The sequence below is a fragment of the Gottfriedia solisilvae genome, assembly GCF_002128405.1.
Lineage (GTDB): Bacteria > Bacillota > Bacilli > Bacillales > Bacillaceae_G > Gottfriedia > Gottfriedia solisilvae.
Genome location: NZ_NETJ01000001.1, coordinates 168195 through 182934, shown reverse-complemented (window position 1 = coordinate 182934; position 14740 = coordinate 168195). Strand labels below are relative to the sequence as shown.

12 protein-coding genes are annotated in these 14740 nt (G+C 31.7%); 9 read left to right on the top strand and 3 right to left on the bottom strand.

The features are described from left to right. Positions 1–252: 252 nt before the first annotated feature. Positions 253–1659, top strand: coding sequence for an NADP-dependent phosphogluconate dehydrogenase (gene gnd / locus CAB05_RS00690; RefSeq protein ID WP_087997856.1), 1407 nt, complete (start codon positions 253–255; stop codon positions 1657–1659). Between the two features lie 216 nt (positions 1660–1875). Here gnd and zwf read toward each other — a convergent pair whose 3' ends face one another. After that, complete coding sequence (gene zwf / locus CAB05_RS00685; protein WP_087997854.1) at positions 1876–3384, bottom strand: glucose-6-phosphate dehydrogenase; 1509 nt, start codon at positions 3382–3384, stop codon at positions 1876–1878. Between the two features lie 641 nt (positions 3385–4025). Here zwf and CAB05_RS00680 point away from each other — a divergent pair. From CAB05_RS00680 to CAB05_RS00660, 5 genes are all read left to right on the top strand, one after another. Next, positions 4026–5276: a cation:dicarboxylate symporter family transporter gene (locus CAB05_RS00680; RefSeq protein ID WP_087997853.1), complete on the top strand. Its 1251-nt coding sequence runs from the start codon at positions 4026–4028 to the stop codon at positions 5274–5276. A 269-nt stretch (positions 5277–5545) separates the two neighbouring features. Then, positions 5546–6187, top strand: a complete 642-nt coding sequence (locus CAB05_RS00675; protein WP_235821333.1) for a LysM peptidoglycan-binding domain-containing protein — start codon at positions 5546–5548, stop codon at positions 6185–6187. Between the two features lie 159 nt (positions 6188–6346). Next, entirely contained in the window at positions 6347–7993 is a 1647-nt protein-coding gene (locus tag CAB05_RS00670) for an AMP-binding protein (protein WP_087997851.1), read from the top strand. Between the two features lie 113 nt (positions 7994–8106). Then, positions 8107–8742, top strand: a complete 636-nt coding sequence (locus CAB05_RS00665; RefSeq protein ID WP_235821332.1) for a hypothetical protein — start codon at positions 8107–8109, stop codon at positions 8740–8742. A 93-nt stretch (positions 8743–8835) separates the two neighbouring features. Next, positions 8836–10023: a chromate transporter gene (locus tag CAB05_RS00660; RefSeq protein ID WP_087997848.1), complete on the top strand. Its 1188-nt coding sequence runs from the start codon at positions 8836–8838 to the stop codon at positions 10021–10023. Between the two features lie 106 nt (positions 10024–10129). Here the strand turns inward: CAB05_RS00660 and CAB05_RS00655 are convergent, their stop codons facing one another. After that, positions 10130–11020 (bottom strand): LysR family transcriptional regulator, encoded by an 891-nt coding sequence (locus CAB05_RS00655; RefSeq protein ID WP_087997846.1) that lies wholly within the window; start codon positions 11018–11020, stop codon positions 10130–10132. 281 nt (positions 11021–11301) lie between these two features. On the opposite strand from CAB05_RS00655, the gene CAB05_RS00650 reads away from it, so the two are divergent. The 3 genes from CAB05_RS00650 to CAB05_RS00640 all read left to right on the top strand — a co-directional run bounded on the left by CAB05_RS00650 (position 11302) and on the right by CAB05_RS00640 (position 14291). Beyond that, positions 11302–11988, top strand: coding sequence for a response regulator transcription factor (locus tag CAB05_RS00650; RefSeq protein ID WP_158093142.1), 687 nt, complete (start codon positions 11302–11304; stop codon positions 11986–11988). A 259-nt stretch (positions 11989–12247) separates the two neighbouring features. Next, positions 12248–13723 (top strand): SulP family inorganic anion transporter, encoded by a 1476-nt coding sequence (locus CAB05_RS00645; RefSeq protein ID WP_087997844.1) that lies wholly within the window; start codon positions 12248–12250, stop codon positions 13721–13723. Positions 13724–13865: 142 nt separating this feature from the next. Then, positions 13866–14291 (top strand): protein-tyrosine phosphatase family protein, encoded by a 426-nt coding sequence (locus CAB05_RS00640; protein ID WP_087997842.1) that lies wholly within the window; start codon positions 13866–13868, stop codon positions 14289–14291. Positions 14292–14431: 140 nt separating this feature from the next. Here CAB05_RS00640 and CAB05_RS21965 read toward each other — a convergent pair whose 3' ends face one another. Further along, positions 14432–14602, bottom strand: a complete 171-nt coding sequence (locus CAB05_RS21965; RefSeq protein ID WP_158093141.1) for a hypothetical protein — start codon at positions 14600–14602, stop codon at positions 14432–14434. Positions 14603–14740: the final 138 nt, after the last annotated feature.

Sequence of the window (14740 nt, the reverse complement as noted above, 5' to 3'; positions counted from 1 at the left end):
GAGTAATTGTATGGTTTTTTAAGACTTTATTATTATATAACTATCATTATTGACCTTAATTTCTTAGTATGCAAGAAAAAAATATTATGTATAACCAATAATAGATTGTATACTTATTCATAATATCCTTAAAAATTGTGTAATCAATTGAAAAGGATAGTGTTAACCGTGTAAGGTTATATTAATGAAAGGCATCATCGTTACTTTATGTACTAAAACCTTGCATAATTTAATAGGAAAGGACTAATTCAGGTGGCTAAACAACAAATTGGTGTGATTGGTTTAGCAGTAATGGGGAAAAATCTAGCGCTTAATATCGAAAGCCGTGGTTTTTCTATTTCTGTGTATAATCGATCAGCAGAAAAAACAGAAGAGTTCTTAAAAGAAGCAGAAGGCAAAAAAGTCGTAGGAGCTTTTTCAATCGAAGAGTTCGTACAGTCATTAGAAGTTCCTCGTAAAATTTTAATTATGGTTAAAGCTGGTTCGCCAACAGATTCAACGATTGATGCATTACTTCCTCATCTTGAAAAAGGCGATATTTTAATTGATGGTGGAAATACATATTATAAAGATACACAAAGACGAAATAAAAAATTATCAGATAGTGGCATTCATTTTATTGGAACAGGTGTTTCTGGCGGAGAAGAGGGTGCATTAAGAGGCCCATCAATCATGCCAGGTGGACAAAAGGAAGCCTTTGAACTTGTAAAGCCAATCTTTGAAGCAATATCTGCAAAAGTAAATAATGAACCTTGTACGACATATATTGGTCCAGACGGAGCAGGCCATTACGTTAAAATGGTTCACAATGGAATCGAATACGGAGATATGCAATTAATCTCAGAAGCTTACTTTTTATTAAAAAATGTTCTAGGTCTAACAGCAAAAGAGCTACACAATGTATTTAGTGATTGGAATAAAGGCGAATTAGATAGTTATTTAATCGAAATTACTGCTGACATCTTCACAAAAACAGATGACGAAACTGGAAAGCCATTAGTTGATGTTATCCTTGATAAAGCAGGGCAAAAAGGTACCGGAAAATGGACAAGTCAAAGCACATTAGATTTAGGAGTACCATTATCCATTATTACTGAATCAGTATTTGCTCGTTTTATTTCTGCGATGAAAGAAGAGAGAGTGAAGGCGAGCGAACTATTATCTGGGCCTTCCAATTACAAATTTAGCGGTGATAGAGAACAATTAATCGAGGATGTAAGAAAAGCACTTTATATGAGCAAGATTTGTTCTTATGCACAAGGATTCGCTCAATTAAGAGCTGCTTCTGATGAGTATAATTGGGACTTACAATACGGTGAAATCGCGATGATCTTCCGCGGTGGATGTATCATTAGAGCTGCTTTCCTACAAAAAATTAAAGAAGCATACGATCTTGATGGCAAATTAGCAAATCTAATGCTTGACCCGTATTTTAAAGAAATTGTTGAAAGTTACCAAGTAGCTTTACGTAAAATTAGTGTGGTTGCGATTGAAGCAGGTGTAGCAATTCCTTGTTTCTCGGCTGCATTAGCATATTATGATAGCTATCGTACAGCTGATTTACCAGCAAATCTAATTCAAGCACAACGTGATTACTTCGGTGCACATACTTACGAACGCACAGATAAAGAAGGAAAATTCCATACTCAGTGGACATAATCAATCAGATTGAATTACAAATTAAACCCTTGTATCATTACAAGGGTTCGGTTTGTATACAAAGTACAAAATATAGCGCTTGTCATTCGAGACGCAAAGCCAAATGAGAAGCGGAGTTACCTTGAAGGTATGAGCACCGCAATCAGGCGAAGCAACAAAGAATTCGAGCGTTTGCGGGCAGATTGAAACCCTTGTAATTTTACAAGGGTTTTTAGTTTATCTATCTTTATTATCATTTAAAAGATCTGAAACTGGCCACCAATTATGTCCATCTGTTGCTAATAAAGAATCAGATTCTTTTGGACCCATTGATCCGGATTCATAAGTTGTTAATGGGGCAAGATTATTCGTCCACGCTTGAGAAATGACATCAACAAAACTCCAAGAATATTTTACTTCATCCCAATGGGTAAAGTTCGTTCCATCACCTAGCATACAATCATATATTAGTCTTTCATATGCTTCAGGGGTATTGATACAGTCAACACAATTATTATTAAAAGTTAATTGTATTGGTTTTGTATAACTTTCGGCATCCGATCTCTTTGCATTTAATTGTAGTGTAATGCCTTCGTCTGGTTGTATATGTATGATCAGTAGATTTGGTGTCATTTGCTCTTTCGTATTATAGTACAAATTCATAGGAATATCAGAAAACTGTACGATAATTTTAGTAGATTTTAGTGCCATACGTTTTCCAGTTCTGATATAAAAAGGGACACCAGCCCACCTGAAATTATCAATGAAAAGTTTACCAGCTACAAATGTTTCAGTCTGAGAGTTCGGATCGACATTATCCTCATCTCGATATGAAGGAACTTGATTACCTTGTACTGTACCTTCAACATATTGACCGCGAACAAAGTAATTTTTAATTTCATTTTCATCAATTTTACGAAGTGCTTTAAAAACCTTTACTTTTTCACTACGGATTTCCTCTGTAGTTAGTTTGATTGGTGGCTCCATTGCAAGTAATGATACGATTTGCAACATATGATTTTGCAGCATATCCTTTAAAGCACCCGAGTTTTCGTAGTATCTTCCTCGATCTTCAACACCTAAAACTTCACTTGACGTAATTTGTATATTGGATATAAAACGATTATTCCAAAGCGGTTCAAACATTGCATTTGCAAAACGGATGACTTCAATATTTTGAACCATTTCCTTACCTAAATAATGATCAATTCGATAAATTTGATTCTCTGTAAATGCTTCTCTAATTTCTTTGTTTAATTCAATTGCACTAGGTAAATCATGGCCGAAAGGTTTCTCAATTACAAGTCTACTCCAACCATTAGTATTCGTTAAACCTTGTTCTTTTAGCTGTTTGGCAATTGTTCCAAAGAACTCTGGTGCCATTGCTAAATAGAAAATTCGATTCCCTGGAATAGAATAATGTTCATCCATATTCGTTAATAGAGTGCCTAGTTCTAAGTAAGAAGATGGTTCTAAAACATCAAATTGATGATAGTAAAAATGAGAAAGGAAGCTATTTATATCATTTTGACTTTGATCAGAAGATTGAATTGATTTCATTACTGTTTCACGAAATTCATGATTTGACCAAGGTCTTCGCCCAACACCAACTACAGCAAAATCTTCATCAATTTTTTGACTCAAAAACAGTCTATAAATAGAAATAAATAATTTTCTTTTTGCAAGATCTCCAGTTGCACCAAAAATAACGATTACAGCTTTAGGACGATTTTCTGTACTTTTCAATGATTTTACCTCACTTCTTAAACATAAATTACTAACTTATTTTTGTAATAATCAATAGTGATTATTCAAATGACAAGAATTCTACATAAAAAATTGTCATATTTTAACTAAAAACAAAATTGATTATCAAAAAATAAATAATTTTGCTTATTTTCCTAAATTAATCATAAACAATACATGTTCAAACGTAAACAGGGTGAATTCCTTATTTTCCCTATTTTTATTGAATTATTATTCCAGATAAAGCAGCTTAATTTCATGATATAAAAGGCTTAATATTATTTCATAAAAATGAACATTGGAAAATTTTTGAACAATCATGAAGAAATAATAAATTATGATAAATGGATTAATTCTAGATATGATAAGGGTTATAGAATTAATCATTTCCATTTTATTGGTAAATGCTTCAAAGTTGAAATCGTAATGATTTCTGTTATACTATTTTTTATATAACTTTTTCTAATGCATTTTTAACAATTTTCAATTCATTGTGAGTGATGGGTAATTTAAAGTTCCATCGTTTACAGAGGAAGCCATTGCAGAATGCCAAATACCATTAAGAAGGAAAACTTCATTGGTTTTATTTCTTGGTATCCACTCTATGACTAAAATCTTGTAAAAAAGGGGGACTTTTAAAAATGAAAAAAATTGGATTAGCTTGGCAAATTTTAATTGGACTAGTATTAGGGATTATCGTAGGTGCCATATTTTTTGGTAACCCAAATGTAGCTAGTTACTTACAACCAATCGGAGACATTTTTCTTAGATTAATTAAAATGATCGTTATACCGATTGTCATTTCTAGTATTATTGTTGGTGTCGCAAGTGTAGGAGATACAAAAAAACTTGGTCGCCTTGGCGGTAAAACAATCATCTATTTTGAAATTATTACAACAATCGCTATTATTATTGGACTATTCGTTGCAAATATATTCCATCCTGGTTCTGGAGTGGACATGGGTGCACTTCAAAAAACGGATATTAATAGCTATGTTGAAACTGCATCTGAAGTAAAAAGTCATGGGTTTGCCGATACGTTTGTAAATATTGTACCAAGCAATATTTTTGCTGCATTCGTTGAAGGAAATATGTTAGCTATTATTTTCTTCTCAGTTTTATTTGGTCTTGGATTAACTGCAGTAGGTGAAAGAGGAAAACCAGTTCTTGCATTTTTCCAAGGTACAGCAGATACAATGTTTTATATTACGAATCAAATCATGAAGTTTGCTCCATTTGGAGTATTTGCATTAATAGGTGTAACTGTTTCTAAATTTGGATTAGAATCGCTAATTCCACTTGGGAAATTAGTCATTACTGTTTATGGGACGATGGCATTTTTCATTGTAGTTGTACTAGGATTAATTGCTAAAATGGTTGGTGTAAATATTTTCAACTTTATGAAGTTGATTAAAGACGAATTACTTTTAGCATATTCAACTGCAAGTTCTGAAACAGTATTACCTAGAATTATGGAAAAAGTTGAAAAGTTTGGTGTACCAAAAGCGATTTCTTCTTTCGTTATCCCAACAGGGTATTCATTTAATTTAGACGGATCTACCTTATACCAAGCATTAGCTGCTGTATTTATCGCACAAATGTATGGTATCCAATTGTCAATTACTGAACAAATTTCACTAATGCTAGTACTTATGGTTACTTCAAAGGGTATTGCAGGTGTTCCTGGCGTATCATTTGTCGTACTATTAGCTACATTAGGAACTGTAGGCATTCCAGTAGAGGGCTTAGCATTTATTGCGGGTATTGACCGTATTCTTGATATGGCAAGAACAGCAGTAAACGTTGTTGGTAACTCATTAGCAGCTGTCGTAATTGCGAAATGGGAAGGGGAATTTACTCCTAATTCAGAAAACGCAAAGAAAATTGCATAAAATAGTTTACAAAAAAGAAGAAGCTCATCGAAGCTTCTTCTTTTTTTTGAATCAGTAATTGTTCAAAGAAGATCAGTCAATATACAAACCTCACGAAAATTTGACTTTTAAATAATTTGAAGGAAAAAACGTTGGGAAAATTGAATATAACTGTAAATGCGCATTGATTTTTTTAGTTTATTCATAATAATGTGCGGAATACAAGTTTGAATCATGATTCTATGCTTCATAGAGTCATTCAAAAAAATAGAGATATAGGGGGCTTTTTAATGAAACGTAGTTTATTAAAAACTGCAGCTTTAACATTAGGTCTAACCGCTATGCTCGGATTTAATCAAACAACACATGCCGCAACGATTACGTATAAAATTAAAAAAGGAGATACTTTATATTCAATTGCAAAAAAATATCAGACTACCATCGCTGCACTAAAGAAATTAAATAGACTAAAATCAGACAAAATATATGCTGGTAAAACTCTCATCATTAGTAAGGATTTAAATTACGATGCAATGAAGGTGAAAGTCAATCTACAGACAAAAACTGGCTTTTCTTTCGGACTAGAGGAACCTGGTAAATACATTTTGCTATATAATAAAAACGGATATTATTTTACACGAATTGAAGTATTAGATGCCAATTCGAAAATAAGTGATGTAAAAGCAAATTCAAAACTGTATCTTTCATCTACTGGAAAAGTGACGGAAATAAAAACAGATGTGGGGATCCCATTTTATAAAAATGCGTACTTCTTCTTACACGCTCATAATGCAAAATTCCAACAAAATATTGTCGTAAAAAGAGTGGATGGAAAACTAGTGAGATTCACAATACATTTTGAAAACAAAGAAGCTTCAGAGGGGATAACGCCACAGATGATCGAAATGCTACAAACGATTAAATTTAACTAAATTGGATTGCAAGAAAGATGTAAAAGGTCATTCTTTTACATCTTTTTTTTAGTTAAAGAAGGTTATACCTCAAATATATAGAATATTCTTACTTATACTTTTTATCTAATTTTGAAAGCGGATACTTTCATGTAAATGCTAACTTATAAGGAGGATAAGATGACAAATTTATTAGATGTAACAATCGGTAAACTTTTAGAGGAAAAAGCAAACTTGCATCCTGAACATGAAGCAGTGGTTTATGCTGACAGAGGATTAAGAATGAGTTATAAACAATTTGATAACCATTGTCGAAAAGTAGCGAAAGGTCTAATGAATCTTGGCATTCAGAAAGGTGATCATATTGCAGTTTGGTCATCAAATACTCCTGAATGGTTAACAACACAATTTGCGACAGGAAAAATGGGTGCTGTACTTGTTACAGTCAATACAAATTACCGTACATCTGAATTAGAATATTTATTGAAACAATCCGATTCGACAACTATCATTTTAATGGACCAATTTAAAGATTCTTCCTATATCAATATGCTATACGAAATTGTACCAGAATTAAAGAATTCGATTCCTGGTGAATTGAATAGTACTCGTCTTCCATTTTTAAGAAATGTAATTGTATTAGGAATTGAAAAATATCCTGGTACATTCTCCTGGGAAGACATAATGGAACAAGCAAAATTCGTGTCTGATCATGAATTGAACGAAAGAATGGATTCTTTACATCCTCATGATGTTATTAATATGCAATATACCTCGGGCACAACAGGCTTCCCGAAAGGCGTAATGCTAACACATTCAAATATTGTCAATAACGGATTTAATATTGCAAATTGTATGAAGCTAATGAAAGAAGATCGCCTTTGTATTCCAGTTCCATTCTTTCATTGTTTTGGATGTGTTTTAGGAACGATGGCTTGTGTCTCTGTTGGTGCGACAATGGTACCAGTTCAAGAGTTTCATCCAAAGAAAGTACTTCAAACCGTTCAGGACGAAAAATGTACTGGCTTACACGGTGTTCCGACTATGTTTATCGCAGAATTAAATGAGCCAGACTTTTCTAGCTATGACTTATCTAGTTTAAGAACTGGTATCATGGCTGGATCAAATTGTCCAATAGAGGTTATGAAGGCTGTAATCGAAAAAATGGGTGCCACTGAAATAACAATCGCATATGGTCAAACAGAATCCTCACCAGTCATCACACAAACGCGTACAGATGATCCAATTGAATTAAAGGTAGAGTCTGTAGGGAGAGCACTTCCTAATGTTGAAGTCAAAATTGTTGAGCCTGGGACTACAAATGAAGTTCCAAGGGGAGTACAAGGTGAATTATGCACTAGAGGTTATCATGTGATGAAAGGCTATTATAAAAATGAAAGTGCAACAAAAGAAGCGATAGATGCAGAAGGTTGGTTACATACAGGTGATTTAGCAATTATGGATGAAAATGGTTACTGCAAAGTTACTGGCCGATTAAAAGACATGATTATCCGTGGCGGAGAAAATATTTATCCTCGTGAAATTGAGGAATTTTTATACACTCATCCGTCAGTTCTAGATGTCCAAGTAGTTGGAGTACCAGATCAAGTGTATGGTGAAGAGGTTATGGCATGGATTATTCCAAAAGAAGGAGTATCCATTAGCAAAGAAGAAATCCAAGCTTATTGCAAAGGGAAAATCTCAAAACATAAAATACCTAAATATATAGATTTTGTTGATACATACCCAATGACAGCATCAGGAAAAATTCAAAAGTTTCGTTTAAGAGAACTAGCTGTAGAAAATACTCAATCAAATTTAATGTAAATAAATAGAAAAAACAAAGTTAGTAGTTTATAGCTTTGTTTTTTTATTTGTTAACAGGAAAAGTTTGTAAAATCCTAGAAACTATAAAGAAAAACTATTTAAGGAGTTTAATGATGAATAATAAACACATCAAAATCGATAGCTTAGAAGTTGAAAAATTAAATATCGTTGATAAAAATGGTAATGTAAAGTTGTCACTTTTTAATAATGACCACATACCACCTGGAATCATGAATAACAAAGTCTTTTTAAATCATAGAAAAAATGATCCTTGCTCTGGAATGATGTTTTATAACAATGATGGCGATGAGGTTGGTGGTCTAATATATGGAAATGAAGTTGATGAAGAGGGGAATTATCAGGCAATAGCTTCACTTACTTTTGATCAATATAAACAAGATCAAGTTGTACAAATGCATTACACTGATCATAACGGTGATAAGCAATACGGTTTTTCGGTATACGATCGACCTAGTACCCCACTTCCAGAAATGATAGAAAAACATAAAGAAATCCAAAATAAAGTAATGGATGAAAAAAATAAAGAAGGAGTAATTGAAAACCTTTGGAGCGGTAATGTCGAACGTGCATTTATGGGGAAAAGTAAAAATGGTGAAGTATCTGTAAAATTAATGGATCGTATTGGAAATCCACGTATACGATTAGCAATAGATGAATTTGATGTTCCATGTATGGAATTTTTAGATGAAAAAGGAAATGTAATATATAAATTGCCACCAGAATTGTAAATTTTATATAAAAAATATGTAATATTTTTAGATTAACGTATTGTTTAAGCTAAAATTAATAAAGCAAACTAAAAATTTTTTAGAAGGTACTTAATGAATGATATGAAAATAAAAAACAATTTTATATTATTAATAGAATTATTTCTTGTTTCAACCAAGTTAGGCCTTACTTCATTTGGAGGACCCGTTGCGCATTTAGCTTACTTTCATGAAGAATATGTGCGTAAAAAAAAGTGGTTGGATGAACAATCGTATGCAGATTTAATTGCACTTAGTCAATTTTTACCTGGTCCAGCAAGTAGTCAAGTTGGGATTGGAATTGGTGTTATACGAGCTGGGATTTTTGGAGGAATTGTTTCATTTATTGGATTTACCTTTCCATCTGTCATATTACTAATCTTTTTTGCGAAATTTATGCAGCATTCTGCGCTCATTCATACTGGTTGGATACATGGATTAAAAATTGTAGCAGTCTCAATCGTTGCTCATGCAATTTTAGGTATGTCGGAAAAACTAACACCAGATTTAAAAACGAAATCAGTTGCTTTGTTTTCAATAATTGTTACACTTCTTTGGACTTCGGAATTCTCTCAAATCGTGATCATCTTACTGTCTGGAATCATTGGTTTATTTTTATTCAAAAAAAGTCCATCTGAAAACAATACAAACATGAATATAAAAGTCTCAAAACGTTTTGCTCTAGTTTGTTTAACTTTATTTTTTCTATTATTCTTACTTTTACCTATACTAAATAAATCTACTACATTAACTTGGGTTGATCTGTTCGATCGTTTTTATCGAACAGGAGGTTTAGTATTTGGTGGAGGGCATGTTGTTTTACCGTTACTTCAGCAGGAGTTTGTACAACAAGGACTGATTAATAAAGAAACCTTTTTAGCAGGATATGGCGCAACGCAAGCTGTCCCTGGACCATTATTTACATTTGCAGCATATTTAGGAGCTGTATTAAATGGATGGAAGGGTGGATTAATAGCAACTTTCGCAATATTTCTCCCAGCTTTTCTACTTATTTTAGGTTCTTTACCATTTTGGAATACATTAAGGAGAAATAATAGAATTTCAAGCGCATTAATTGGCATAAATGCTGCAGTAGTAGGGATCTTAATAGCATCATTTTATGAACCAATTTGGACAAGCACCATTTTAAATCCAATGGACTTTGTATTTGCTACAATTTTGTTTAGTATGATTTCATATTTGAAATTAGCTCCCTGGATAGTTGTTTTAACTGGTGTTGTGGGAGGATTCTTTTTTTTCTAACATTCGGCAAAGATGATAACCGAAAAAAAAATGAAAACGTTCACTGCATGATTAGTTGCTTGACTCAGACAATATAAAAAGTAGGATCCTGAAAGATCCTACTTTTTTATTTATTGATATGATGTTTAACCTCATTAATAAAACTCTTAGCCGAACTTGATAATTTATTTGAAGCAGAGTAAATTACCCAAAAGTCAGTATAAATAAAATCCGGATCCTTAATAGGGATTATTCTTAATTGTCCACTTAATACCTCTGGGTAATCTCTAATCGTAATATCATGTATATATGTGAAAACTTGACTTTCTCTAATCATTTCAATTAGAGTCAAAGTTCTATTCGATTTTAATATGATTTCATTTTTATATCGCTTAACCATTTCACTAAAATGTTTATTCGTTAGACTATACAAAACTACTTTTTGATTTAATAAATGATTTGCATTTACATAATCTAAATCAAAAAGGGGAGAGTCTTTACCTACAAGAATACAGGCATATCCTTTATGCAAAAAATCTATTTCAATTTTTGTTTCCTTGTCAAATTCACTTTTAAGGGCAGGCAAAAATGCTAAATCATATCGATCTTTATTAAAATTTTTTAGTAAACTGACTGAATTTTGTTCTTCTATTTGAAAAGTTACTTCATTATTTTCATTAGAAAATTTTTTAAGAACATCGTGTAAAACATAAGTAAATGTTGGAGCACAAGTAATTTTTAAATGTTTCTTATTCAATCTTTTTATTGTTGTTAAATCATCTTTTAGTTCCTTTAAATTATTGAGAATATCAATCGATTTTTCATATACGACAAATCCTTCTGTAGTTAGAGTGACTCCAATTCGTGAACGATTAAATATCGAAATACCAAGCTCTTTTTCTAATTGAGACACGCTTTGGCTAATTCCCGAAGGTGAGATATGTAATTTATCCGCTGCTCTTGTAATTGATTTCTCATCTGCAACACTTACAATATATTCCAATTGTTCGAAATTCATTTTTTCCCCCTGTGTTTAAATTTTAAACAGTTTTTGTCATTTTTCAACTTTATTACTCTAAAACTTTATCATAAAATCTTTGATAATAGTAAAAAGTGTTTAATTTTTGAAACAAAAACATGTATTTTAAGTATTACTTAATACTAAAATTACAATCGCTAAATATATTTTATTAAAAAAACAATGTACAATAATAAATGTTCAGCAAATTAAAGTAAGTTTAATATATATGTATACATCCCTTTCAAATACAGAGAAGATTGAATACAACTAAGATGGGAATGAAAAAATTGTTAGCAAATAAAGTAAATAATAATCAAAAGAATAAAACAATTATTTTTGTGGAGAATTCACTTTTTGTTTCCGGTATATGCACTATTTTAGAACATCACCAAATGAGCGTTAAAAAGGAAGAGTTAGACCATTTATATTTACTAGATCAAAATGATACAATTTCTATTTGTCATGTTAAAAATGAAGAAATGGAAAAAAGGGCTCAAAATATTAAACTTAGAGACAATGCTACAAATATTATTATTATCAAAAATAATTTAGAATATAAAGAAATTGTGCGATTATTACACATTGGTGTAAATGGCATTTGTTTAACTGACATTGATGAGCATTATTTGATTCAAGTAGTGACTCAAGTACGTAATGGACATTTCTTTTTAGATCATCGCCTGACTCATGATGTCATTCAAGAAAACATCCGTTTAATTGAAAAAACGAATCAAGGTGTACCATTAGATGAAAATTCTCTGAAAAAGATGTTAACAAAAAGAGAAATTGAAATTTTAAAACTGTTAGGAAAAGGTTATTCTAATATACAAATTGGTAGTGAACTATTTATTTCAAATAAAACAGTTAAAAACCATGTTTCAAACATTATTCATAAAATGCAAGTTCAAGATCGTTTAAACGCTGTCATTAAAGCTGTTCAAAACAATTGGATCCGTATTTGTTAGGTATTAAATACTGAATATATTTATAAGTTTTAGCTCTTTATATTTTCTCGATTCAGAAAATTCTATTTAATAATTGTTACAACCGCTCGATTTGTTCCTGAGCGGTTATTTTATTTTCACAAGAAATAAAAGTAGATAATAAATTCATTGATTAACATAGAGTTAGGCAGATATAATGGTTTTTATGAAGTCGGGACGATATCCATTTTGCGAGATATCAATGAACTTTGAAAAGAATATAGTAAGTGAGGTACTAAATATGGAAGCTTATTTTAAGCAACAGTGGTTCTCGAACGTACGAGGCGATGTTCTTTCAGGAATTGTTATTGCATTAGCATTAATTCCAGAGTCAATTGGGTTTTCAATCATTGCTGGAGTTAGTCCAATGGTGGGTTTATATGCATCGGTTTGTATTGCCGTAGTCATTTCATTTGTTGGAGGTCGACCGGCAATGATTTCAGCTGCCACTGGGGCAATGGCATTAGTTTTAGTTGGGCTAGTAAGAAAGCATGGAATAGAATATATGCTTGCAGCTACGATCTTAACTGGTGTAATTCAAATTTTATTAGGATTTTTAGGAATTGGAAAATTAGTAAAATTTATACCACGTTCAGTGATGACTGGATTTGTAAATTCTCTTTCGATCTTAGTATTCACTGCACAATTACCATATTTCGTTGGTGAATCTTGGCAGATGTACGCAATGGTAGTAGGAGGATTAGTTATAATCTATTTATTTCCAAAAATATCAAAGGCCATTCCGTCTTCATTAGTAGCAATTCTCATTATAAGTGTCATTGCAATCACTACTGGAAGCGACGTACGAACAGTAGGAGATATGGGAGATATAAAAGGTGCTTTACCAAGTTTCATCTTACCTAATGTACCGATTTCATTTGAAACAATTTCAATCATCTTACCATACGCAATATCACTTGCTTTAGTTGGACTAATTGAATCATTGCTTACAGCACAAATTCTAGATGATCTGACAGATACTTCAAGTAATAAAAATCAAGAGAGCAAGGGTCAAGGTATTGCAAATATTGTAAATGGATTATTTGGTGGTATGGCTGGATGTGCAATGATCGGACAATCTGTCATTAATGTCAGATCAGGTGGCCGTGGTAGATTATCAACTTTTATCGCAGGAAGTTTTTTGATGTTTTTGATTATCGTATTAAATAAGTTAGTCGTTCAAATACCTTTAGCTGCACTTGTATCAGTTATGGTATTTGTTTCAATTAGTACGTTTGATTGGTCATCATTAAAAAATGTATTAAAATTACCTAAAACAGATGCTGCTGTTATGGTCATTACAGTAGGAGTTGTGGTCTCAACTCATAATTTAGCGATTGGTGTAATTGTTGGTATTTTATTAAGTGCAATTTTCTTTGCAGCTAAAATTTCAAAAGTAAAAGTGACATCAAAGAAGATAAATTTAAGCAATACACGTATTTATTCTGTAGAAGGTCAACTATTTTTTGCATCTGTAACAGATTTTGTTAGCGCAATTGATTATAAAGATGATGTAGAAACTGTTGAAATTGATTTATCTCATGCACATGTTTGGGATGAATCTGGAGTGTCTGCGATAGATAAAATTATATTAAAGCTACATGAAAACGGAATTAATACAAAAATAATTGGATTAAATGGATCAAGTAAGTCAATTATTGAGTCAATAGGCGTATACAATAAGCCCGGCGCATTAAAGCGTACAATGAACCATTAACAGTCTGATTCTCATAGTCTTTGTAAGTGGAAACAAACTGAAGGAGCTTTTTTAACTATTTTCAAGTAATCAACGTTTGTTAATTAAAAAAAATAGTAAAAATATAGTAAAATTAAATGACAGAATAAAGGAGGCAGTTAGTTTGGAGAAAAAATACCAAGAATTAATTAAAAACCGTATATATTTCGGCGGTGCAAATGATGTAACTGAAATGATGGAAAATGAAAAGGCAGATGTAGTGTTTGATTTACGAGTAAAAGAATATGATGTTGACTCAAATATTAATCGTGTACATACGCCAATTGTTGATGAACAAGAACATCAAGCCGAGTCTTTAAAGAATGCTTTACATCAAGTGAAAGATGCATATGAAAACAATAAAAAAGTGTATTTTCATTGTGGTGGGGGAAATACGCGTGCAGGAACTGTTGCAATCGGTACATTACTTGCTTTAGGTCAGGCGCAAACAATTGAAGAAGCGGAAGAAATGGTTCGCTCAATTCGTCCAACAATTAAATTTAAACCAGAGATGAAGAGTTCATTAAAGGAGATCTTTCCAGAATCATAAAATACATATTAGAAAAATAAATAGTAATGAATAACAATCCAATATAATGTACTAAAAAAAGATGACTTTATGATGTCATCTTTTTTAGTTTGTAATATACCAATACTTACGTAAATTAACAATTCATTTAACAATATTTACTATCTGAAGAAAAAGCCCCATAAAAGTATTGGTGTAATTAAAAATGTGTAAAGTAAAAATTGAAGGATAATAATTGGCGCGATTTCTTTAAAATCATCTGCCCAGAATTTCGCAACTCCAGCAGTAATCGCTAATTCTAAAAGAGGACCAAATACGATTAACCATTTCATTTTATATTTCTTCTCCCATTCAATAGTTGTTTGACGTAAAATTGAAATATAAAATTTTTATATTGTTTCCGTCATCATTAAGTAAATTTTCAAAATAAAATTATACTACGATAAAATATAATATACTTTTTAGTACAA

Bases quoted from the DNA above. Each gene is read 5' to 3' on its own strand.
- CAB05_RS00675 (WP_235821333.1), top strand. From the start codon at position 5,546: ATGAAACGTAGTTTATTAAAAACTGCAGCTTTAACATTAGGTCTAACC.
- CAB05_RS00655 (WP_087997846.1), bottom strand. From the start codon at position 11,020: ATGAATTTCGAACAATTGGAATATATTGTAAGTGTTGCAGATGAGAAA.
- CAB05_RS00670 (WP_087997851.1), top strand. From the start codon at position 6,347: ATGACAAATTTATTAGATGTAACAATCGGTAAACTTTTAGAGGAAAAA.
- CAB05_RS00650 (WP_158093142.1), top strand. From the start codon at position 11,302: ATGAAAAAATTGTTAGCAAATAAAGTAAATAATAATCAAAAGAATAAA.
- CAB05_RS00665 (WP_235821332.1), top strand. From the start codon at position 8,107: ATGAATAATAAACACATCAAAATCGATAGCTTAGAAGTTGAAAAATTA.
- CAB05_RS00680 (WP_087997853.1), top strand. From the start codon at position 4,026: ATGAAAAAAATTGGATTAGCTTGGCAAATTTTAATTGGACTAGTATTA.
- CAB05_RS00645 (WP_087997844.1), top strand. From the start codon at position 12,248: ATGGAAGCTTATTTTAAGCAACAGTGGTTCTCGAACGTACGAGGCGAT.
- CAB05_RS00660 (WP_087997848.1), top strand. From the start codon at position 8,836: ATGAATGATATGAAAATAAAAAACAATTTTATATTATTAATAGAATTA.
- CAB05_RS21965 (WP_158093141.1), bottom strand. From the start codon at position 14,602: ATGAAATGGTTAATCGTATTTGGTCCTCTTTTAGAATTAGCGATTACT.